At 55.0% G+C, this 22,063-nt stretch carries 18 protein-coding genes; 3 read left to right on the top strand and 15 right to left on the bottom strand.

The genetic code is table 11. From position 1 onward, the window contains the following. Positions 1-761 precede the first annotated feature (761 nt). The 13 genes from DFP98_RS26725 to DFP98_RS26785 form a co-directional block, all read right to left on the bottom strand. The gene (locus tag DFP98_RS26725; protein ID WP_181917965.1) at positions 762-1,691 is read right to left on the bottom strand and encodes a BadF/BadG/BcrA/BcrD ATPase family protein; all 930 of its coding nucleotides are present in this window, start codon (positions 1,689-1,691) and stop codon (positions 762-764) included. A gap of 5 nt (positions 1,692-1,696) precedes the next feature. Next, the gene (gene murQ, locus DFP98_RS26730) at positions 1,697-2,614 is read right to left on the bottom strand and encodes an N-acetylmuramic acid 6-phosphate etherase (protein WP_116063697.1); all 918 of its coding nucleotides are present in this window, start codon (positions 2,612-2,614) and stop codon (positions 1,697-1,699) included. Between the two features lie 21 nt (positions 2,615-2,635). Next, entirely contained in the window at positions 2,636-3,511 is an 876-nt protein-coding gene (locus tag DFP98_RS26735; RefSeq protein ID WP_116063698.1) for a MurR/RpiR family transcriptional regulator, read from the bottom strand. 37 nt (positions 3,512-3,548) lie between these two features. Beyond that, positions 3,549-4,373 carry a carbohydrate ABC transporter permease gene (locus DFP98_RS26740; RefSeq protein WP_116063699.1) on the bottom strand — a complete coding sequence of 275 codons (825 nt, stop codon included), beginning with the start codon at positions 4,371-4,373 and terminating at the stop codon, positions 3,549-3,551. Positions 4,374-4,393: 20 nt separating this feature from the next. Then, the gene (locus DFP98_RS26745; protein ID WP_116063700.1) at positions 4,394-5,335 is read right to left on the bottom strand and encodes a carbohydrate ABC transporter permease; all 942 of its coding nucleotides are present in this window, start codon (positions 5,333-5,335) and stop codon (positions 4,394-4,396) included. A gap of 120 nt (positions 5,336-5,455) precedes the next feature. Continuing rightward, positions 5,456-6,778 carry an ABC transporter substrate-binding protein gene (locus DFP98_RS26750; protein ID WP_116063701.1) on the bottom strand — a complete coding sequence of 441 codons (1,323 nt, stop codon included), beginning with the start codon at positions 6,776-6,778 and terminating at the stop codon, positions 5,456-5,458. A 15-nt stretch (positions 6,779-6,793) separates the two neighbouring features. Further along, a complete protein-coding gene (locus tag DFP98_RS26755) occupies positions 6,794-7,936 on the bottom strand; it encodes a serine hydrolase domain-containing protein (protein WP_116063702.1) in 1,143 nt (380 codons plus the stop codon). 39 nt (positions 7,937-7,975) lie between these two features. Continuing rightward, positions 7,976-9,139 carry an exo-beta-N-acetylmuramidase NamZ family protein gene (locus DFP98_RS26760; protein WP_116063703.1) on the bottom strand — a complete coding sequence of 388 codons (1,164 nt, stop codon included), beginning with the start codon at positions 9,137-9,139 and terminating at the stop codon, positions 7,976-7,978. 319 nt (positions 9,140-9,458) lie between these two features. Beyond that, the gene (locus tag DFP98_RS26765; protein ID WP_116063704.1) at positions 9,459-9,716 is read right to left on the bottom strand and encodes a hypothetical protein; all 258 of its coding nucleotides are present in this window, start codon (positions 9,714-9,716) and stop codon (positions 9,459-9,461) included. A 94-nt stretch (positions 9,717-9,810) separates the two neighbouring features. Continuing rightward, positions 9,811-10,659 (bottom strand): inositol monophosphatase family protein, encoded by an 849-nt coding sequence (locus tag DFP98_RS26770; RefSeq protein WP_116063705.1) that lies wholly within the window; start codon positions 10,657-10,659, stop codon positions 9,811-9,813. A gap of 229 nt (positions 10,660-10,888) precedes the next feature. Continuing rightward, positions 10,889-11,656 carry an enoyl-ACP reductase FabI gene (gene fabI, locus DFP98_RS26775; protein WP_116063706.1) on the bottom strand — a complete coding sequence of 256 codons (768 nt, stop codon included), beginning with the start codon at positions 11,654-11,656 and terminating at the stop codon, positions 10,889-10,891. Positions 11,657-11,797: 141 nt separating this feature from the next. Next, complete coding sequence (uvsE, locus tag DFP98_RS26780) at positions 11,798-12,811, bottom strand: UV DNA damage repair endonuclease UvsE (RefSeq protein ID WP_116063707.1); 1,014 nt, start codon at positions 12,809-12,811, stop codon at positions 11,798-11,800. Between the two features lie 31 nt (positions 12,812-12,842). Further along, positions 12,843-13,160 (bottom strand): hypothetical protein, encoded by a 318-nt coding sequence (locus DFP98_RS26785; protein ID WP_116063708.1) that lies wholly within the window; start codon positions 13,158-13,160, stop codon positions 12,843-12,845. Between the two features lie 738 nt (positions 13,161-13,898). On the opposite strand from DFP98_RS26785, the gene DFP98_RS26790 reads away from it, so the two are divergent. Continuing rightward, positions 13,899-14,567, top strand: a complete 669-nt coding sequence (locus DFP98_RS26790; RefSeq protein WP_116063709.1) for a hypothetical protein — start codon at positions 13,899-13,901, stop codon at positions 14,565-14,567. Between the two features lie 747 nt (positions 14,568-15,314). Here DFP98_RS26790 and DFP98_RS26795 read toward each other — a convergent pair. Further along, entirely contained in the window at positions 15,315-16,451 is a 1,137-nt protein-coding gene (locus DFP98_RS26795; RefSeq protein ID WP_116063710.1) for a D-alanine--D-alanine ligase, read from the bottom strand. Between the two features lie 159 nt (positions 16,452-16,610). Further along, entirely contained in the window at positions 16,611-17,696 is a 1,086-nt protein-coding gene (locus tag DFP98_RS26800; protein WP_116063711.1) for an amidase domain-containing protein, read from the bottom strand. A gap of 417 nt (positions 17,697-18,113) precedes the next feature. Here DFP98_RS26800 and acnA point away from each other — a divergent pair, with 417 nt between their 5' ends. Together acnA and DFP98_RS26810 are read left to right on the top strand one after the other, a co-directional pair. Next, positions 18,114-20,825 (top strand): aconitate hydratase AcnA, encoded by a 2,712-nt coding sequence (gene acnA / locus DFP98_RS26805; protein WP_116063712.1) that lies wholly within the window; start codon positions 18,114-18,116, stop codon positions 20,823-20,825. Positions 20,826-21,111: 286 nt separating this feature from the next. Further along, positions 21,112-22,059 carry a YlbL family protein gene (locus DFP98_RS26810; protein WP_220377175.1) on the top strand — a complete coding sequence of 316 codons (948 nt, stop codon included), beginning with the start codon at positions 21,112-21,114 and terminating at the stop codon, positions 22,057-22,059. The last annotated feature ends 4 nt before the right edge of the window (positions 22,060-22,063 follow it).

The following is a 22,063-nucleotide window of genomic DNA, read 5'->3' on the forward strand; positions in this document are numbered from 1 at the left end:
CTTGCCCCATCTTTGGCCGACCGGTTCGCAATTCGGGTAGCCCCGTTTCACTACGGCCTGGTACTTCTCCTCAAGCCCTTCAGACTCTGCCTCGCGGCAGACGCCCTGCCCTCCGGCAAAAAAAATTTGTCGGCCCCCGAGACGTTACTCCCGGGTTTGGATATGAGTCCCCTAGTCCGAAACTCAGCGGGACTTTAACCCACCTGATGATCGTGCTGCCACGCACGCACTATGTGCCCCTCGGACTCCCTTCCTGCGGATGGCTCACTTCACCCCTTTGGCTTATAGAGCATCCGGTTACGAAAAAAAAAAAAAAACTTCGTGCAGGGGAGGGTCTCCCCAGTTCACTTCATCTTCTTTCATGCCATGCCGATCCCTTTACGCCGGAGGATTCTTCGCTGCCGCTCCAAGATCCAAGCAGCTTCCGTGGCTTTCGTCCATATCGACAGAACTCAGCTTCCTCTTGTAAGGCCTTTTTGACGACGCGGCAGGATTCACTTCATGTTACGGCCTGGCATGTCGCTCGCCCTGTCTCTGACAGGTACTTTCGTCGATACGCTTTTACGCACGGATTTCGCCGTACGCAAGTATCCTAGCTACACGGGGACTTGGCTCCTCCCGCGACCGGATTTTCACCGGCTAGAAGATGCGTGCTTATCTGGGCACGCTCGATAAATAAAAAAGTGTATATACCTTCCGGAGGGAGATATATACACCTTGCACCTTTATTATCGATTATCTATCACAGCAACTTGACATGCTTACGAGACAGCCCCGCGAGAGGACAACAAAGCGATTTTAGCCGCGCCGTAAGCGGCATTGCGAGTGGGCTTGACGGCCTCAATCGGAAAGCCGCCTGCGGAGACCTGTTGGACAAAACGTTCGTATACGACATCGATCCGGGAGAAGACGCCGCCGCTGCACACAAGGGGAATCGGCCGAACATCGAACCGAAGCTTGCCGAGCACCGTCTGCGCCATTAAGGCAAGCTCGTCCGCCGCTTCGGTCAGAATGTGCGCCGCCTTCTGGTCACCCGCCAGATAGGCCTCGTTCACGATCCGAGCCAGCGCTGCGATATGCTGCTTTCCTGCCTGACGATAGACGAAGGAGATAAACTGCTCCGGGCTCTCAATGCCGATCGCCTCCATCAGCCGAGGCAGCAGCTCTGTCGGCGGCTCGCGGCCGTCGAAGCTTCGCATGGCGGCCGCGACGGCGCGGGAGGCAATCGCGTAGCCGCTTCCCTCGTCGCCGATGAGATGGCCCCAGCCTCCGGCGCGACAGACGCGGCCGTCCCGATCTCGCCCGAACGCCAGCGATCCCGTTCCGGCAATGACAACGACGCCTTCCCGCCCTTCGCATCCGGCAGCCAGCGCATTCTCGGCATCATTGGTCACCTCAATGATACCGCGAAGACCAAGCTCTCTGAGCATGCCTTCAATGATTGCCCGCTCATCGCTCCTGGCGGCTCCTGCCGCGCCAATGCAGAGCGCTCGGCAATTCGCCAGCGGCATCCCGGAACGGTCCGCCGCCCGGAAGAGCAGCTCTTTTAGCTCCGCTTGCACAGCTTCTTTACCGGTCGCATTGAGATTAAGAGGTCCGCCGTCCAGCTCCACGATGAAATTGCCGTCGCAGTCCATCATGTGAAGCAGACTCTTCGTTCCCCCGCCGTCGATTCCAATGACATACTCCATCGGCATTATTCCCGGGAAGCCGTTCGCACGACTTCGATCGCGCGCTTGACGAATCCGGAAGCTTCTCCAAGAGCCGCTCTGGCAGCCTCGCAGTCGCGCCCCGTCTCCAGCATCACGATTGCCGTTTTGACGTGATTGTCGGTTGCCTTCATGGCAAGGCTCGCCTCCTCGTAACCGGCTCCCGTCGCTTCCATGACAATTCGAAGCGATCTTTCTCTCAGCTTTTGATTGCTCGCGTGCAGATCCATCATCAAGTTCTGATAGACTTTGCCAAGCCGAATCATCGCAGTCGTCGATATCATGTTCAGAATCAGCTTTTGCGCGGTTGCGGCTTTCAGACGGGTCGATCCGGTCAGAATCTCGGGTCCGACTTCAACCTCGATTGCATGATCGGCGTATGAACTGACGAGCGAATCCTTATTGCAGGCTACCGAAACGGTCGTTGCGCCCGCTTGCCGCGCATATTGAAGCGCGCCCTTGGCGTATGGCGTGCGGCCGCTGGCCGTCAAACCGACCACGACATCGTTCGCGGTCAGAACGATTCGCTTCAGATCGCTCACGGCGAGCTCCTCGTCGTCCTCCGCTCCTTCTACAGCTTTGATGAACGCGCCTTCTCCACCGGCGATTAGTCCGATCACGGTATTGAAGTCCACGCCGAAGGTCGGCGGACATTCGGAGGCGTCCAGCACGCCGATGCGCCCGCTCGTGCCCGCTCCGACATAGACGAGCCTTCCCTGCTTCTCCATAGAAGACACGATAGCCGCAATCGCCCGCTCAATAGCCGGAAGCTCCTTTTTCACCGCCAGTGCGACAGTCTGATCCTCTTCGTTCATAATTTCTATAATTTCTTTTATGCTTAACTCGCTCAGATCGCGCGTTCGCGCGTTTCTCTGTTCTGTAACGAGATGCTCTAGTCTTTCCATAACAGTATGTCCTCCTATAAATCAGTCCGTTCTCGTATTGCGCTTCGATATCGCTACGGCTTTTCTCGTTTTCTCCAGCATGTTGACATTCTCTTCGTAATCCACCTGAGCGACGCCGACATACAAAATGTCGATGACGTTTAATTGCGTGATCCGCGAGGCCATCGCCCCGCTTCGAATGCTTTTTTCCATCGAGCTTGTAAACAGCCGGATGTCCGCAAGATCGGAAATCGGGTTGCTTCCGAACTTGGTTAGAGAGATTACGCAGGCTCCGTTTTCCTTGGCGATGCCGAGCGAACGAATAACGTCCTCCGTCTGGCCGGAGTAGGAGATGCCGAATGCCACATCCCCTTCCTGCAGTAGGGCCGCGTAGGTCGCTTGCGTATTAAAATCGAAGGCTGCCGTGCACCAGCGGGCAATCCGCGTCAGCTTCTGCATGAAGTCCTCCGCGATCACAGCCGACGCCCCTACTCCGAAAATGCAGATTTTTCGCGCCTTCCCCAGCTTCTCGATCGCCTTCTCGACCTCTTCGGCAGACAGCACCGACAACGTGTCCTGAATCGACTGCATATTGTTATGGGAGATGGAGTCGATCAAGGTTGACACCATTCCGTTCAGTTGGATTTCCTGATAGGCGTCTGTTTCCATCGCCGTGCGGGACGTCTGGGCCAGATCGGCGACGATTCGCATTTTCAGCTCCTGGTAGCCTTTGAATCGGAGCGAGCGCGAAAGCCGGACGATCGTCGCTTCGCTGACGCCTGTCGTTTGCGCCAGCTTCTGAACGGACATCTTTACGGTTAGCTCCGGATTGTCCAGAATGTATTCCGCAACGATTCTTTCCTGCGGCTTAAGCTGCGTCAACGCCGCTTTAATCGAGATAAGTGCCCCATGCATCATAGAAACCCCACCTTAAATTGTCAGTCTGGACTAACCGTTATTTCACCGCTCCTGCCGTAAGACCGTCCATAAATTGGCGGGAAGCAAAGGCGAATATCAGAATCATCGGCAAGGACGATAGCGTCAGTCCCGCGAACAGGACGCTCCAGTCGGTCGTAAACTCCCCGAACAGTTGCTGCATCGCAAGCGGAATGGTCTTCTTCCCTTCTGTCTGAATAAAAATCATCGGGAAGAAAAATTCGTTCCACACTCCGATAAAGTTAATAATCGTCACGGTGCCTATGGCCGGCTTCATCAGCGGAACGAGAATTTTCATCAGCAGTCCCGCATTGGTGCATCCGTCGATCTTGGCCGCCTCCTCCAGCTCCTTAGGCAAGGTGCGGAAGAAGCCCGCCAAAATCAGTACGGCCATCGGCAATCCCGAGCCGACATGAATCAGAATGACGGACCAGGGCGAATCGACCAGGTTCAGATCCTGAATCAGCAGAAACAGCGGAACCAGACCGAGCTTGATCGGCAGCATCATCCCGATGAGAAAATAGAAGAACAGCAAACCGTTCCATTTAAATTGAAATCTTGCAATATAGTAAGACACCATTACGCTGAACACAATGACCAGCAGCAAGCTCATAATGCTGATGTACGCGCTGTTGAACACGTATTTGGCGTAATCCAGCTCCAGGAACAGCTTCTCGTAGGAGACAAACGTCAGCTTGCTCGGCAGTTCCAGCGGCTTCGTCAAAATTTCAATATTGGGCTTGAGCGACGAAATCAGCATCAGCGCCAGCGGAAAGAGCGAAAGGAGCGCATATCCGATTGCGGCCGTGTATAACAGGCTTCGCCTCATCATTTTCATGCTCATGGATTCCTTGGCTCCTTTCGTTAAGTCTGTTCCCGCTTATTGACATAGCGCATAAACAGAGCGGATATCGTCGCGATAATGACAAACATGACCACCGCAAGCGCGGAGCCGATTCCCAGGGAGCCTGCGTCTCCGCCACTGGTTCCGAATGCCGTACGGTAGAAGAAGACGGCCAGCAAATCTGTCGAATAATACGGCTCGCCCATAGAACCCTGCATGGCGAACACGAGCTCGAACGCCTCGAATGACTGAATAAAGGTCATGACAATGACGATCACAAGCGGCTGGAACATCATCGGCAGCACGACGGAACGAATTAGTTTAAGACCCGTTGCTCCGTCCAGCTTCGCCGCTTCCAGCACCTCGACGGAGATCGATTGCAATCCCGCCAGAAGAATCAACATGTAGAAGCCGATGGCAAACCAGGAGTTGATCAGCGCAATGGCCGTCAACGCCGTATCCGGATTGCCCAGCCAGGCAGTCGCCCAAGAGTCCAGCCCGACCGCGCGCAGAGTGGCATTCAGAACGCCGATGTTCGGGTTCAGAATCAGCTTCCAGAGGAAGCCGACGACGATAATCGATAATAGACGCGGCAGGAAGTAGGCAACCTTGAAGAAAGAGACGCCTTTTATCTTTTTGTATATCACGTACGCCAAGGCGAACGCAATCGTATTCTGCACGAGCATCTCGATCATGAAGTAATACACGTTGTGCGACAAGGCATTCCAGAACATCGTGTTGTACGGCTCTTCCATAAACAGCCGCTTGTAGTTCTCGAACTGGTTAAACCCTCCCATCACCAGTCCCTTCCATTCGAACAGACTGTAAGTGAAGGCTGCCAGAATCGGATATACGATAAAAATCGTATAAATCGCGACGGCAGGAAGCGGAAACAAATGAACAAGCCATTTTTTGCGCATACCGCCGCGAATGTCCAGGCTATCGTTATTCGCCTTTCCCATAGGCTTTATCCACCTCGCATTTGCATAAATCCGATAACGAACGGCCGCGGTTCGCGATCTCTTTCCCGAATGATCCCGTCCAAACCGCGGCCGTCAATGTTGCGGAATTGATGATTTCGCTTACTTGTTGAACCAGGTATCCACGCTCTTCTGTACTTCAGCCGCAACCTGCTCCGGAGTCAGCTTGCCCAGATACATCGCTTGCAAGGAATTTTCCAATGTCGATTTTGTTGTAGGATTCCCGTTGTTCAGCGCTGTGACGGCCAAGTACGGAGTCGCATTCGTGCCGGAAAGCTGTGCGATTTCATTGACCAGCGCGTCGTTCGTAGACGTTCCCGGAATCGGAGACGGAGACTTCGTGTGATCGAGAATCAGGTTGCCGTACGCTTCGGTCGTCATGAACTCCAACACTTTGCGGGCAGCCTCTTTGTTTTTGGCCGATTTGTTCAGAGCGAACGAGCCGTCAACCCAAGTCGATACCGAACCTTTGCCGCCGGCTTCGACCGGAGGAACCGGGAATACGCCGATTTGCAGATCCGGATTCAGTCCGAGAATGGACGCGATCTCGAAGTGGCCGTTAATGACCATGCCGGTTTGTCCGGTAGCGAACAAGGTGCGGATATCCTCCATGCCAAGTCCTTCGAAGTTGGCCGGGAAGTACGGCTGCAAGTCTTTCATCGCTTGAATCGAACGAATATATTCCGGGCTGTCCAGCTTCGCTTCGCCGGCCAGGAACTTATCGACGAACTCCGTGCCGCCGTAGAACTGCGGACCGACTGCGCCGTGCATGAGCGACAACACCCAGCCTTCCTTGGATCCGAAGGCAAGAGGCGTAACGCTTGCCGCTTTCAGCTTCTCGGCGGTTTGAATGAATTCATCCCAGGTTTGCGGCACTTGCAGACCGTTCTTCTCGAAAATTTCCTTGTTGTACAAAATTTGCGTAGAGCTCAGCATGTAAGGTACGCCATATTGCTTGCCGTCCGAGCCCTGCGCAGCAGCAAGCTGAGCCGGCGTGAACTTGTCTAGCCCCGTCAGTCCGTCGATCGGGTCCAGATAGCCTGCATCGGCAACTGCTTTGCCGCCTGCGTAAGGGCGGAGGTGAATGATGTCGGCAGCCGTTCCCGTGTTCAAGTTCAGGTTAAGCGTCGTATTGTACTCTGTCGCCTTGACCGGCTGATAGTCGATCACAATTTCCGGAGACGTCTTGTTTAGTTCCTCTTGCAGCTTCTTGTAAAATTGCTGCTCGCTGGATTCTGCGCGCCATGACGTTACCGTTACGGTTACCTTGTCTCCGCCGGCAGGAGCGCTCGCCGAGCCTGACGGAGCGGGAGAGGCGCTGCCGCCGCTATTGCCGCCGTTATTTTCCTTGCCTCCGCCGCAAGCGGCCAAAACCATAGACAGAATCAAAATCAGCATCGCCGTGGATTGAACTTTCATTTTCATTCGAAAATCCTCCTGTCAATTCGATTGGATTGGATTAGGGTACTTCTCAGCCTGCTCGACCAGCGAGCGAACGACTGCATCATGCAACGACTGCCTGAGCCCGGTAATGTTTTGCTGTCTTCCGTAATGGACGCGATTCGTCAGAAGCACGACGGCTAACTGGCGACCGGGGTCCACATAAAGACTTGTTCCGGTAAATCCGGTATGGCCGAAGGCTCCCGAAGTCATCCAAGCTCCCGATACATCCGCAGTATCTCCCTTAAGCACCCAGCCGAGCCCTCTTCGGGACGAGTCCGCCCCGCCGGTTTGAAGCCTGATCGCTTCCTTCGCCAGCGAATCCGGCAGCAGGGAAGCTTCGCCGCTCCCGATGTTCAGCCATAGCTGCGCGTATTTGAGCAAATCTCCAGCCGTGGAGAACAGACCGGCATGACCGCTCACGCCTCCCAAAGCACGGGCATTCTCGTCATGAACGATTCCTCGCCAGTAGCCTCCGAGCTCCTCCGACCATTCCGTGGCCGCAATCTCATCCAGCTTGGCCGGGTCGGGACAGAATCCGGTGTTCGACATTCCCAGAGGTGCGAACAGGTAACGCTTGGCTGCTTCGTCCAGGGGCATACCATACAAGCGAGAGGCGATCGCGCCAAGTATGATAAAGCCCAAATCGCTGTATACCGCCGTTTCCGAAGGCTTCTCTATCGAAAGCTCACTCCCGATAAAGGTCAATATGCGTTCCAAACTCCAAGGTAAACTGTGAAAATCGTGCGTAGCCGGCAAGCCGGACGTGTGAGCAAGCAGTTGGCGAATCGTGATTCGCGCGGCTCTGTCGCTGCGAAGCTCCGGCACGTACATGGACGCTTCGTCGTCCAGACGGAGCCGCCCTTGGCCTCCCAACTGCAGGATAAGCGGCAGCGTTGCCGCAACCTTCGTCAGAGAAGCGCAATCGTAGAGCGTGTTCGGGCCGGTGGGGCGCTCCTGCAGCCCGGTTATCGCAGCTCCGGCCGCATAGCGGATCAGATTGCCCCGATAATAAATGGCGATGGATGCGCCGGGGATAAGTCTCTCTCTAATCGCCTCGACAATCGGTCTCCTGATTCCAGCGCCCGCTTCCTCGGATAGCGTCCAGCCGGAGCCTGCTTCCACAGACCAGTACTCGTTCATGTCCGGCAGCTCCTCTCCGTCGCAAGCCTCTGCTCAAGCCTAGTCCTCATATAGCAAGTAAATCTCGCGAGCCTCTTCCCAATCGCGGGACTGCTTTCTCCATGAGGCCGCAATGTCCTTCAGCGCTTCCGGCTCGGCAATCCGAAGGCGAACCTCGTCGCTGCCGCTGAGAATATCGATAAAGGTTTTGCCGTCCTCGCTCCCGCGCCATTCGAATTCGTTCGGATGCATCGCGACGATATGATGGAGCAGCGTCAGCCCGCTCTCGACGGAATGAAAACCTTCCTTATCCGTTACATAAGTGTACACGCCCTGGCAAAGCTCGCCCGCATGCTTCTGGAAAGTAGGTGTAAAAGTAACCGGATGATAGCGCACCCCTGGCACTTCCAGCGCATTCAACGTGTCGCAGAGCCGGCGATGATCCAGCCAGGGCGCCCCGACCAGTTCGAACGGCCGTGTCGTGCCTCTTCCTTCCGAGAGATTCGTTCCCTCGAACAAGCAATTGCCTCCGTAAATTCGCACCGTGTCGATGGTCGGCATATTCGGGGATGGCATAATCCACGGCAGCCCCGTAGCGGTATACTCCATCGAACGCCGCCAGCCTTGCAGAGGAATCACTTCCAGCTCGCACTTTTTCTCGGCTTGGGCGTTGACTAGGCGGGCAAACTCGCCGATCGTCATACCGCTAAGCACCGGCATCCTCCACGCTCCGACCATCGAATGGAAGTCATCGTGCAGCAGTCCGCCTTCAACCCGGTGTCCGCCGAGCGGATTCGGCCTATCCAGCACGATGAGCCGGACGCCGTGCTCCGCACATGCCGACATAACGTATACAAGCGTACTCAGGTAAGTGTAGAAACGAACTCCCAAATCTTGAATATCGAAGACGACGGCATCTAGTCCCTGCAAACTTTGAGCGGTCGGAACGCGGTTTTCTCCGTACAGGCTGTACACAGGAAGGCCATATTCCTCGTCTATATGATCCTCGAACTTCACGCCCGCCTGCAGCTCGTTGCGCAACCCGTGCTCGCAAGCGAAGAAAGCGCTTAACTTAGCACCCTCAATACTAGCGCACACCTCAATCGTCGAACGAAACTCGGAATCGATCCCCGTCGGATTTGTCAGAAGCGCAAAGTTGCACCCTTTCAAACTTCCGCTTAGTTGCCCAACCTGATCGGCGCCGACCTTAACGCCGTTCCCCATACTGTCCCCCCCTTTGTTAATTGCCTTTCCGTCTGTCTATCCTGATAGGTCCCTGCGAGAACAGTATAATGTTTACGAAATATAATTTCAACAATAAAATATAATTCATGAAATATTTTTTCTAAACTTCATAAAACCGCTCTGCCTGAAGTTATCAAGTTTTCCCGAAAAAGCGCCATCTTATTTCCATTATTCAAAGACTTTTTTCCAATCGTAAGCTTATAGAGGCACGCACAAAAAAACCGCAAAAGGTCCAATGACTTGTTGGACCTTTTGCGGTTTATCGAAGCCAAGCCCGTTAAAGCGAAACAGCTTTCGCTCAGGCTTGCCCGTCCTTTTTGGTCTTGTCCTCGGCGCTAACGTCGACTTTGTCATACCTGCCGTCGACCTCGCGAGCGATGCTGCGGTAGGCGATCGTCTCTTCGACGATCGGATCCACGTTCGCCTGGATACGAATTTCCCACTTGGGAGGCAGTCGCTTGGCCACTCTGGCGCCCGCTTCTTCCTCGTCCGTCTCGGCGGCAGGCTCCTCGCTCAATTGACGGGCCAGCAGCTCCTCGGCTTCGTCTCGCTCCATTTTCGTTCGCCCCCCTTCGTCACTTGGGTGTGTATGGTATGCATACACGCCCTAGGATGGTCGAAAACAACTTTTCTCATGTGTCACATATAAGTTACACGTCCGCCGCTTTCAGCTCCCGGCTCAGCTCGTCATGAATCCGACCGTTGGTCGCCAGTACGTTGCGAACGGCAAGCTGATACGGTTCGCCGCCAAAATCGGACATACGACCGCCCGCTTCCTCGACGAGCAGCGAGCCCGCCGCGATATCCCATGCGCTCAGGTTATGCTCCCAGAATCCGGACAGGCGGCCCGCAGCCACGTAGGCGAGATGCAGAGCAGCCGAGCCCGCCACGCGAAGATTGCGCACCTTCGGCGCGATCGCCTGAATATCTCTCAGATTGGCCGGCAGCGCCTCCTGAGGGTCCGCCGGAAAACCGGTCGCGACCAAGCTTTGGCTAAGCGTCGTTTCCTGCGACACGTCCATTTTTTTCCCATGCACGTATGCGCCCTTCCCTCTTTCCGCAACGAATAGCTCGTCTCGCGAAGGGTCGTATACGACTCCGACGATCACCTGACCGCGATGGGCCAGCGCAATCGAAACTGAGAAGAACGGAAAACCGTGCACATAGTTTGTCGTCCCGTCCACCGGATCGACGATCCACAAATACTCGGCGTCCCTGACCGCTTCCAGCGCCTTGGCAGAGGCTAACGGCCCCGGCTCCACGCCCTCTTCTCCCAAAAACGCATGGTTCGGAAAATGGGTGCCGATCAGGTTGCGAATCATTCTCTCCGCGCCCTTGTCCACTTCCGTGACCAGGTCCTGCGCGGAATATTTCGTATCCAGTTGGGTGATATTGCCGCTCTTGCTTTTAATCCACTCCCCGGCTTTGGCCGCGCAATTGACGGCTACCGCGGTGAAGCTCTTGCCGCCGATGACGCTTTCCGGTTGATTGGCGCTCATGATTTCATCCCTCTAATCTTCGAAATCGGTTGCAAGGACCAGGTTGTCCTTCTTCTAATCATATACGAAAACGACGTTGAGCGGTTGCGACGTTTGCTTACGAACAGCCTTATTTTTCGCCCGACTTTTGGCGTTTCCGCTTATCGTTTCCGGTTTGACCCTATTTTATCTGAAAAAAGAGCCTTCCCGCACATTCGCGAGAAAAGCTCCCCTCCCATCTCGACCTCTATCAGCCTACAATATTATAGCCGTTGTCGACATGAATCACTTCGCCTGTAACTCCCCGCGCCAATTGGCTCATCAGGAACATCGCAGTGTCGCCGACTTCGGCGGCTTCCGTGTTGCGACGCAGCGGCGCCTTCTCTTCGACATGCTTCAGAATCGTGTTGAAGCCTGCGATTCCTTTGGCCGCAAGCGTACGGATCGGGCCGGCGGAAATCGCGTTCACGCGAATATTGCTTGGGCCGAGATCGCTGGCGAGATAGCGTACCGACGCTTCCAGAGCGGCTTTGGCAACGCCCATAACGTTATAGTTCTGCAGCGTGCGCTCCGCGCCAAGGTAGGTCAGCGTAACGATGCTGCCGCCTTCGGTCATAAGCGGATATAGTCTTTGCGCGACGGCGGTCAGCGAGTAGACGCTGACATCGTGGGCAAGGGCAAAGCCCGCGCGAGATGTGTTAACGTACAGACCGTCCAGCTCCTCCGCCTTCGCGAAAGCGATACAGTGCGCCAAGCCGTGGACGACGCCAACCTCTTCCTTCAAACGCGCGGCCAAGCCTTCGATCTCCTCGTCGGAGGACACGTTGCATTGCAGCGTCAGCGAGCCTTCAATCGTGTTCGACAGCTTTTTGACCCGTTCCTCAACCCGCTCATTCTCGTATGTAAAAATCAGTCTGGCACCTTGAGATGCAAGCGCTTGCGCTATGGCCCAGGCAATGCTCCGCTCGTTGGCGACGCCCATAACCACGATATTTTTCCCCTCTAACAATCCGTTCATCCGCGGAAATCCCCCTCTTCGCAAGTAAGGACGCCCCTCGTCCCCACATGGCCGGACAAGCATCCTTCATTTTCAACGTACCTTATTTCTCCAATGATTGCAACAGCGAAAATACAGAGATCGGAAAGCCTTCGCGCCCGCTCAGCCTCCGACCTCCACCGTTCCCCCGTCGACTACCCGAATCGGATGTCCTTCCCCTTCCAGCATACGAAAATGCTCCATCAACCGGAACAGCGCATCATCCTTTTTCTTCGCCTCGATCATCACGTCCAGAGCAGGCGTCGTTGCCGCAATCCGGTACAAAAAATCCAGCAACGGCCCCGGTTCGACGTAATCGGCATGGCCGCGAGGGTCCGAATCGCTTTTGGGACTTGAGACGTGAATTTTGGGCGGCAGCTTCAGCTCGGAGTCGGCAGCATGAACGACATTCCACTCGAGCCTGTCCCACGTCTGCATAATTCTCGGCCACAGCTCCTCCGCCGTCTCGCTTCCCCGATTCACCGCATCATGATGAATGTCGAGCACCATCGGGACGCCGACCTCTTCGGCAATAGCCAGCGTTTCGGGAGCTGTGAACGTTTTATCGTCGTTTTCCAGGGTAATGCGCTTCGCAATTCTCGGCTCAAGAAGGCTGAATTGATCGACGAATCTTTTTCCCGCCACCATCTTGTCTCCGTAGCTGCCCCCAACGTGAATGTTGTTCAGCGCCCGCCCGTCCAGCCTCATCTCTTCAAGCATCCGAACGTGATGGTCGAGATCGTTCACCGACTTCTCGAACACATCCTTGCGCGGCGTATTAATCACCGTAAAATGATCCGGGTGAAAGGACACCCGCATCCCTTGCTTGCGCACAAAATCCCCGACCTCTGCGAACGACGCCGCAAGGACGGGATATGGATTCCAGTCTCGCAGCTCCTCATGGGTAGCCAGCGGGATCAGCTTAGAGGTCATCCGATAAACATGGACGCCCATATAACGATTATGCTTCAGCAGACGCAGCGTATTGCGCAAATTTCCCTCCGCCAGCTTCTCGAGTCTGCGCAGTCCCGCCTCCCGATCCGCAAGCTTGGAGAAGTTCGCCATCGTCATCGTTCGAGAGGGCGAAGCATTTTCCAGTTGTACAGACATTGCCACATAACCGAAACGGACCAGCATGCTCGTTCACCCCCGGATTTGCTTGAGGGTTCTAGGATTGCTCTCCGAAGAACATTTCATGTGCGAGCGCCGTCTGAACTCTGGCTTCTTCCTCGGTCAAGCGGCGAACCAGCTCCATCTCCACCTGAGTAATCTCCTCGCCCTGGAAGTTGATCTCCGCAATCGACACTAAAATGCGCACGATGGCTACCGCCTGATTGTCGGGTGTATAAGCGATCACCTTCTGACCTGTCGGATAGACGCGAAACTGCTTTTTGACCATTTTGCCGCGGCCATACTCCAACAGTTCGTATAACTCCTGCTCGGATTTAAATTTGCATACCGAATTGAATTCCGATTGAAAACCCATGATGGCATTCCTCCTGTCTCGATAGCGCGCCAATACCCCTTACGGTTACGCGCCTTTCCTGACCATTATTATACCCTTCAGATGGAATGCGGGAAAGCGAACATGGCGAAAAGAACTAATCGGCGGTTGCACTTGTGCTAATGCTGGAGTTTTGGGGGCTCAGCTTCGGTTTCGGTTTTCGGTTACAGCTTCAGTTTCGCTTCGGTGGCGGTTTCAGTTCAGTTTCAGGTTCGATTGCGTTTGCGGTTGCGGTTACAGCTGCGGTTTCAACATCGGACCCAATTTTCGTTTGCCGCATCCGTCCCGTAACGGATTAATTGGCAGCCTTCTTGTGGACAAGCTGCGTCCAGCCTTCCAAATTATTCACTTGTGCATAACCTCAAACGCTATTCACAGGCTTCTCCACAGAAAATGTTTGTTTATTCACAATATTCAGTCTGTTTTCCACAGAAAAATCCAAGTTCTCCACATTCGCTGTATATATCTCGGTGAATTTCATATGTTTAACCAAGTTTTCCACATGTGTATAATGAATTTTCGAAAGATTTCCACTTACTCCGTCCCCTCACCTGCGCCCTTTGCCTGACATGACATCTGATAATAATTTCTGCCGCCTTTCAAATTGAAAGTGACAATCCATCCCATCTTGGCTAAAATGTATTTATACGCGTGTGAAGCACACCGCTCTAATCCTTTTTGGATTGGGGCGGTTATTTTTTTGACGGGGAGCGGATGAACGTGGATCAACGATTCGAAGCAGAATACAACACATGGCTGGCCAAGCATATTAGCGAAAGCCGTGGAGAAAGACTGCGCAGGCTTAAGTATCGGCATGGCTTCGGTGAAAAGCTTCTACTCCAGCAAGCATGGTGGCCTGTCGTCGAAAGCTTGGAGTTTCTCTATCCCGAGTACGAGCTTATCACACCCGATGGACAATATTATTATCCGGATTTTGTCTACATTCGCCCTCCCCAGCCTACATGCCTCGAAGCCGATAGCTTCAGCTCTCATGCACGGGACGCTGATCGCGATACCTTTGCACGGGGACTGGATAGACAAAACGAAATTGAATTTGCAAACTGTCACATTTTACGCTTCTCCATCGACAAACTCAAAGAAGATCCGCTATCCTGCCAACAGCATATCCGACGAATGCTGGAACAATGGTATGAGGAGGAACAACTGGATTTGCTCGCTCTCCCCCTCTATCAACGAGAAATCGTCCGTCTAGCCATCCGCACCATCTCCCCGATCACAGTTACCATGGTTTGTGAATGTCTAGGGAAAAATCGCAAATTTGTATACAAACAAATTGATGAACTTGTAAAAATAAATTGGCTAGAGCCTGCCAGCGGTGCACAGCGGGTCAGAAGTTATAAATTAGTTAGTCGAGGTTTTGTGCGTTGAGTACACTTTAGTTGGTTTCCCATGGTTTTTTCGCCTCGCCTCGCCTCGCCAGGGCCGAGTCGGCACTTTAAGTCCGCGGGGCGGTCTTATTCGCTGCACCTGAGGCCGAGTCGACACTTTAAGTCCGCGGGGCGGTCTTATTCGTTGCACCTGAGGCCAAATCAGCACTTTAAGTCCGCAGGGCGGTCTTATTCGTTGCACCTGAGGCCGAATCAGCACTTTAAGTCCGCAGGGCTGTCTTATTCGCTGCACCTGAGGCCGAATCAGCACTTTAAGTCCGCCTGGCGGTCTTATTCGCTGCACCTGAGGCCGAATCAGCACTTTAAGTCCGCGGGGCGGTCTTATTCGTTGCACCAGAGGCCGAATCAGCACTTTAAGTCCGCGGGGCGGTCTTATTCGCTGCACCTGAGGCCGAATCAGCACTTTAAGTCCGCGGGGCGGTCTTATTCGCTGCACCTGAGGCCGAATCAGCACTTTAAGTCCGCGGGGCGGTCTTATTCGCTGCACCTGAGGCCGAATCAGCACTTTAAGTCCGCGGGGCGGTCTTATTCGCTGCACCTGAGGCCAAATCAGCACTTTAAGTCCGCGTAGCGGTCTTATTCGCCACCGCCAGTCGCCTTGCCGGCACTTTAAGTACGCGAGGCGGTCTTATTCGCCATCGCCAGTCGCCCAGCCGCACCTTCGTGCTTATTCCCCCCACGCCAACAACAAAGGCAGCGAACAAAATCCGTTCGCTGCCTCACGAATTTACTCTCCGCCGCCGTAGTCGATGGACTGGCGTTCTTCGAAGCGCTCCAGCGCAAGCTGGATCAAGGTGTCGAGCAGCTCGCGGTAAGAGACGCCCGACTCCTTCCACATCAGCGGGTACATGCTGTATGGAGTAAAGCCCGGCATCGTGTTCACCTCGTTAATGAACAGCTCGCCGTCGCTGCGCCGCAAGAAAAAGTCAGCGCGGCACAGGCCGGAGCCGTCGATCGAACGAAACGCCCGCACGGCCATGCTGCGTACGGCATCCGCCGTCTCCTGCGGAATCTCCGCCGGAATAACCATCATCGATTTGCCATCGATATATTTCGCTTTATAATCGTAGAATTCGTTCGAGCTGACGATCTCGCCGGGAACGGAAGCACGCGGGTCATCGTTGCCCAGCACGCTTACTTCGATCTCGCGCGCGTCGACGAACTCCTCGACGATTACCTTGCGGTCGAAACGCAGCGCTTCCTCGATCGCCGCGACCAATTCTTCGCGATTGCGAGCTTTAGACACCCCGACGCTGGACCCTAGGTTGGCCGGCTTTACAAAGGAAGGATAGCCCAACTCCTCTATGTTGGCCAGCACCGTCTCGCGGTCTTTCTTCCATTGATATCGAATAAAATGCCGATAGCCTACCTGCGGCAAACCCGCCTGCGCAAACATCGTTTTCATCGCCACCTTGTCCATCCCGACAGAGGAAGCCAGAACTCCCGCTCCCACATAAGGCAAGCCCGCCATCTCAAACATTCCCTGGATAGTGCCGTCCTCGCCGAAAGTTCCGTGCAGCAGCGGCAGCATGACGTCGATCGCCTTGCCGTCGCTGGCCGGAGCGCCCTCTGTCAACACCTTCTCAGACATGCCCTGCAGAACAGGCAGCAACGCGAGCTTTCCGCCCGCCTCCTCGTTCCCCGGTTCCGTTTCCGTCGAGAATTGCAATTCCGCAACGGCGTTCGGAGGAGCGCTGAGCAGAGGCCCCGATCTCCACTGGCCTTTAGGCGTAATATAGAAAGGAATTAGTTCATACTTGTCGTAGTCGAACGCCTTCAATACGGCAAGGGCGGTCTGCAGCGATACCTGGTGCTCGCCCGAACGCCCTCCGTACACGAGTCCGACGCGTATTTTGTTTCCCATAGCTTCAAATCCCTCCGGCTTATCGGCGTTTGTCGCCCGTGCCGACCCTCTTTCTCCGAAAGAAGCGAGGACGACCGCTCTCCCGCGCAAACCCTGCTTTTCTGTTCGCCAACCTATCCACAACTTCGCTGTTCGTCAACTCCGAACAATGCTGACACATCAAAACTCATCCGCAATATGATAAAAATAATAGCGGGTTCTCTCCGACCATGCATACGAATCCTTATAGTCCCAGTAGCGGTGGCGGCTGCTTACCGTGTTCGCGTTCACAAGCGGCATGCCGTCCGGCGTAAACGCGGTAACGATCGTATTGTGACCGACCCGGCCGCTTCCATCCCAGTCGTAGCAGATTACGTCGCCGAGCTTGAGCTGCCGCGGATCGTATACGGCTTCCGCCCTGAGGCCCAACGCGCGCGGAACCGCCAAATATTGCTGCAGGCCGGCAGCGACCGCCCAACTGAAGCTCCACACTTCTTCCTTGCCGGAATAACCTTTATACCACCAGCCCGAAGACCTTCTCCCAGTATAATTCATCGGCGCGCCCCCTGCAAAGAGACACTGGGAGACATAATTCGTGCAGTTGACCTCGAAGTTCTCGTAAGCGGGATTCGGTTCATTCCACCATCTCTCGGCGTAGGCGACCGCTTCTTCCCTTAAATAAGGAGTGCCTCTGCCAATCCCCCCGTAACCCCAACCGTCGTCGCTTGTTGCATACGCCCCCGCGTATACCTTAGAGGACTTAGATCCATAAACCGCATTCGGATTCAAGTACGGCACAGAAGGCGCAGCGGCTTTCTTCTCCCCGTCCCATGGATCGTGAACTTCATCCAGTTCCTCCGCCGCCAGCTCTCCCGGCCGTTCGCCTGGAAGCGGCCTCACCGTCGTCAGTCGCCAGATTTTGCCCTCCCTGACAAAACGAAGCCTTTCCCTCTCCACTCGCTCCTCCGACCACACCTGATTCCGCTGCTCCATCAAGCGCACGAGATGGATCGACAGATCGGCCGCAACCTCGCCGCGCGCCGACTGATAGCGCTCGATTTTCACCCTCATTTCGCTGCGGGCTGTCCGTATCGCCCACCTCGCATCCCTGCGCGCCGCAAGCTGCGCCCTCTCATTCAGCCGCTCCCGATGCTCCCTGTCCGGAATCTCCCCCAGCTTGCGGAGATCCGTCCCAAGAGATGCCGCATTGATCACGTTGACGTACTCGAACAGAGCCTGCTTCCAATCTATATCCTCGCCGGGCATGGAGACCACCTCCGATTCCGTTTCTTGACAAGCCGTCGTCAGATTGCGCCACTTCATCCTATGCCGGAAAAGCCCATTCCATGCGTCAGCATTACCCGCGCCCGATTGCGGCATTCTATAGAAGTTCGAAGTGAAACGTTCGGCAAGATGCCAGCCCTGGCAAGAGCGAATACCGTTTACCCGGTTTTCCCCCCGCAAGCACGCGAGCAGAGATCATGAATGCCCTTATTCAGGTTTTCTTTCCTCTATAAGACGCTTCAAGATGGACTGAAATGACTTTACGGAGCCGCTTTGACAAGGTATACTGAATGCATAGAGTATTTTTGAAATCGCGTTTCATAGAATGAAACTCATTCTCAATTAGACGACGATTGCGCAAAAATACGAACTGATCTACAGATTCGAATCAAGGAGGTTATACACTTGTCTAAAATCCCTTATCAAGTGCAAGCCCAGCTGGAGTCTTCCGGAAAATCCTACCGTTACTTCAGCCTGCCGGCTCTGGAACAGCAAGGCGCAGGCCCGGTCTCCAAGCTTCCATTCTCCATCAAGGTGCTGCTCGAAGCGGCGGTTCGTCAATTTGACGGTCGCGGCATCACGGAAGAGCACGTCAAGCAATTGGCTACTTGGAGCGAAGGTCGCGAGGACAAGGAAATTCCTTTTATCCCGGCGCGTATCGTTCTGCAAGACTTCACCGGCGTTCCCGTCGTCGTCGACTTGGCGGCTATGCGCGAAACCGTTAAACTAGCTGGCGGCGATCCGAAGCAGATCAACCCGCTCGTTCCCGTCGATCTCGTTATCGACCACTCCGTCATGGTTGACGCATTCGGCAGCCCGGACGCTCTGCAATACAACATGGACGTCGAGTTCGAGCGCAACGAAGAGCGTTATCGCTTCCTGCGTTGGGCCCAAACGGCGTTCGACAACTTCCGCGCCGTTCCTCCGGCGACGGGTATCGTTCACCAAGTTAACCTGGAGTATCTGGCCTCCGTTGCCGCTACAAAAACAAAAGACGGCGTAACCGACGTTTACCCGGATTCCCTCGTTGGAACCGACTCCCATACGACGATGATCAACGGTCTTGGCGTCGTGGGCTGGGGCGTGGGCGGTATCGAAGCCGAAGCAGGCATGCTCGGCCAGCCGCTTTATTTCGTTATGCCTGAAGTTATCGGCTTTAAACTGACCGGCAAGCTGGCGGAAGGCGCTACAGCGACTGACCTTGCCTTGACCGTTACGCAAATTCTTCGTAAAAAAGGCGTTGTCGGCAAGTTCGTCGAGTTCTTCGGCTCGGGCCTGTCCAACATCAGCCTTGCGGACCGTGCGACGGTAGCGAACATGGCTCCGGAATACGGCGCAACGGTCGGTTTCTTCCCGGTCGATAGCGAGACGTTGAACTACATGAGACTGACAGGACGCGAAGAAGATCAAATCGCGCTCGTGGAAAGCTACTACAAAGCGCAAGACATGTTCCGCACGGACGAAACTCCGGACCCTGTATTCACCGACGTAATCGAGCTTGACCTGTCCACGATCGTGCCTAGCTTGGCTGGACCTAAGCGTCCGCAAGACCGCGTAGAGCTGACGGCGATGAAGCAATCGTTCAACGAAAGCATTCGCACGCCGATCGACAAAGGCGGCTTCGGCTTGAGCGACGCTCAAATCGAGCAGTCGGCCGAAGTGAAGCACCCAAGCGGCGAGACGAGCAAGCTCAGCACGGGCGCAGTCGTTATCGCTGCGATCACCAGCTGTACGAACACGTCCAACCCAAGCGTTATGATCGGCGCCGGTCTCGTTGCCAAGAAAGCGGTCGAGCGCGGCCTGACGAAGCCGGCTTACGTCAAGACTTCCCTTACTCCGGGCTCCCTTGTCGTTACCGACTACCTGAAAAACGCCGGCCTGCTGCCTTACCTCGAGAAGCTCGGCTTCTACGTTGCGGGCTACGGCTGCGCAACTTGTATCGGCAACTCCGGTCCGCTTCCGGACGAAGTGAGCGCCGCAATCGCCGATAACGATCTTACGGTCGCGGCGGTTCTGTCCGGTAACCGTAACTTCGAAGGCCGCGTACATGCACAGGTCAAAGCAAACTATCTGGCTTCTCCGCCGCTTGTCGTCGCTTACGCGCTCGCCGGCAACGTCAACGTTGATCTGACGTCGGAGCCGATCGGCTACGACGACGCCAACAAGCCGGTGTACCTGAAGGACATCTGGCCGACGAACGAAGAAATTCAGCAAGCGGTCTCCGCTTCGCTTAACCCGGACATGTTCCGCGCCAAATACAAAAACGTGTTCACGCAGAACGAGCAGTGGAACCAAATTCCGGTTCCGCAAGGCGAGCTGTACGAGTGGGACGAGAAGTCCACTTATATCGCGAATCCGCCGTTCTTCAAGGATCTCGCTCCGCAAGCGGGCGATATTCAGAACATCAAAGCTGCTCGCGTCATGGCGCTGATGGGCGATTCCGTTACGACGGACCACATCTCGCCGGCCGGCAACATCAAAGCCGACAGCCCTGCGGGCAAATATTTGCTCGAGCATGGCGTCGAGAGAAAAGACTTCAACTCGTACGGCTCCCGTCGCGGTCACCATGAAGTGATGATGAGAGGCACGTTCGCTAACATCCGTATTCGGAATCAAGTGGCTCCGGGCACGGAAGGCGGCGTTACAACGTACCTGCCTACGGACGAAGTGATGTCCATCTACGACGCTTCGATGAAGTACCAGGACAGCGGCACGAACCTGGTCGTCATCGCCGGCAAAGAATACGGAACCGGAAGCTCCCGCGACTGGGCAGCTAAAGGAACGTTCCTGCTCGGCGTCAAAGCCGTCATCGCCGAAAGCTTCGAGCGGATTCACCGCTCCAACCTCGTCGGCATGGGCGTTCTCCCGCTGCAGTTCCCTGCCGGTCAAAGCTGGAAGACGCTCGGCATTACCGGACGCGAGACGTTCGACATCGCCGGCTTGAGCAACGACGTTACTCCTGGCCAGACGATCTCCGTTACCGCGACACGCGAAGACGGAACGACGTTCTCGTTCGACGTAATCGTTCGTCTGGATTCGATGGTCGACGTTGACTACTACCGCAACAGCGGCATTCTGCAAACAGTATTGCGCCAGATGATGGCTCAATAAGCTCGATAGCATGAACAAGAGGTGCGGGGAGACAATCCCCGCGCCTTTTTTTGGATTTGCTCGGAAAACATTCAAATTTGCCCTTTTCGTTTTTTGTTTCCCTCGCCCGTCATAAGTTATAATAGGAACAACGTACAGATTAACAACAACGATAATGATGATGGAGGCGACCCCGGTTTTGGACACCTACAAGCGACAATCATGGATACGGAAATACCGGACAGCCCTCATTCTTTTGGCCGTCTTTTTTTTAGTTGTCTTCTCCTACATAAAGACGTGGCCCTACATGCTGTACGGTCCCGGATCGGCCGATCCGCTGCAGCCGCGCGTAGACACGGGTCACAAGCTCGAAGAGAAAGGCGCCTTTCTGTTCACCACTGTCGCCACTTATTCGAAGCCGCGTATTTACGACCTGATTTACGCTTGGTTAAATCCCGAGATGGATATTGAAAAATTGGAGGTCGCTACCGGGGGCGCCACCAACCTGACCGCTTACCGCAACTTGATGTCTTATATGCGCGACAGCTCCGAAGCGAACGCTTTGCTGGCCGCCTATACGGCGATGGACAGGGAGCTCGACGTCAAGCCGCAGGGCGTTATTGTCATGTCGCTGCTGCCGCAATCGGAAGCTCGAGACAACGGCTTGCAGGAAGGCGATATCATTACGCAAGTCGACGATAAACCGATCGCGACGGCCAAGGAGCTTTCCGAATACTTAACGGCTAAGAAAGCCGGGGAAAAAGTCAAGGTCGGCGGATCAAGAGGCAAAGATACGTTCGAGGCAACCGTCCCTCTGGTTTCCATGTCGCCCGATAATCGCACGGGAATCGGATTCGTGAACGAAACGGTCCTGAAGGTGACCCCGCCGGATCAGGTCCAATTCGACTTCGCGGATACCGGCGGTCCTTCCGCGGGACTCATGATGACGCTGGAGATCGTCGCCCAACTGACCGGCGAGGATTTGACTCGAGGATATCGCATCGCCGGGACGGGAACGATCAGCGCGGACGGCACGGTCGGCCTGATCGGAGGAATTAATTACAAGCTGATGGCGGCGAACAAGGAGGAGGCCGACTATTTCCTCGTCCCCTTTAATGCGAAGAACGACTCGAACTGGACATTGGCCCAGAAGACGGTTGACAAGCTGAAGCTAAAACCTAAGCTCGTTAAAATATCCACGCTGCAGGAAGCGGTCGATTTTCTAAAAAAACTGGAGCCGAAAGCCGATAAATAAAGAT

Origin of the sequence: Cohnella phaseoli, assembly GCF_003386235.1 — a bacterium.
GTDB lineage: Bacteria > Bacillota > Bacilli > Paenibacillales > Paenibacillaceae > Cohnella > Cohnella phaseoli.

Coding starts and splice junctions, on each gene's coding strand:
- DFP98_RS26800 (WP_116063711.1), bottom strand. CDS start 17,696: ATGCCCGGCGAGGATATAGATTGGAAGCAGGCTCTGTTCGAGTACGTC.
- DFP98_RS26765 (WP_116063704.1), bottom strand. CDS start 9,716: ATGGAGCGAGACGAAGCCGAGGAGCTGCTGGCCCGTCAATTGAGCGAG.
- DFP98_RS26745 (WP_116063700.1), bottom strand. CDS start 5,335: ATGGGAAAGGCGAATAACGATAGCCTGGACATTCGCGGCGGTATGCGC.
- fabI (WP_116063706.1), bottom strand. CDS start 11,656: ATGAACGGATTGTTAGAGGGGAAAAATATCGTGGTTATGGGCGTCGCC.
- DFP98_RS26770 (WP_116063705.1), bottom strand. CDS start 10,659: ATGAGCGCCAATCAACCGGAAAGCGTCATCGGCGGCAAGAGCTTCACC.
- DFP98_RS26760 (WP_116063703.1), bottom strand. CDS start 9,139: ATGGGGAACGGCGTTAAGGTCGGCGCCGATCAGGTTGGGCAACTAAGC.
- DFP98_RS26750 (WP_116063701.1), bottom strand. CDS start 6,778: ATGAAAATGAAAGTTCAATCCACGGCGATGCTGATTTTGATTCTGTCT.
- murQ (WP_116063697.1), bottom strand. CDS start 2,614: ATGGAAAGACTAGAGCATCTCGTTACAGAACAGAGAAACGCGCGAACG.
- DFP98_RS26735 (WP_116063698.1), bottom strand. CDS start 3,511: ATGATGCATGGGGCACTTATCTCGATTAAAGCGGCGTTGACGCAGCTT.
- DFP98_RS26785 (WP_116063708.1), bottom strand. CDS start 13,160: ATGGGTTTTCAATCGGAATTCAATTCGGTATGCAAATTTAAATCCGAG.
- uvsE (WP_116063707.1), bottom strand. CDS start 12,811: ATGCTGGTCCGTTTCGGTTATGTGGCAATGTCTGTACAACTGGAAAAT.
- DFP98_RS26755 (WP_116063702.1), bottom strand. CDS start 7,936: ATGAACGAGTACTGGTCTGTGGAAGCAGGCTCCGGCTGGACGCTATCC.
- DFP98_RS26740 (WP_116063699.1), bottom strand. CDS start 4,373: ATGAGCATGAAAATGATGAGGCGAAGCCTGTTATACACGGCCGCAATC.
- DFP98_RS26725 (WP_181917965.1), bottom strand. CDS start 1,691: ATGGAGTATGTCATTGGAATCGACGGCGGGGGAACGAAGAGTCTGCTT.
- DFP98_RS26810 (WP_220377175.1), top strand. CDS start 21,112: ATGCTGTACGGTCCCGGATCGGCCGATCCGCTGCAGCCGCGCGTAGAC.
- DFP98_RS26795 (WP_116063710.1), bottom strand. CDS start 16,451: ATGGGAAACAAAATACGCGTCGGACTCGTGTACGGAGGGCGTTCGGGC.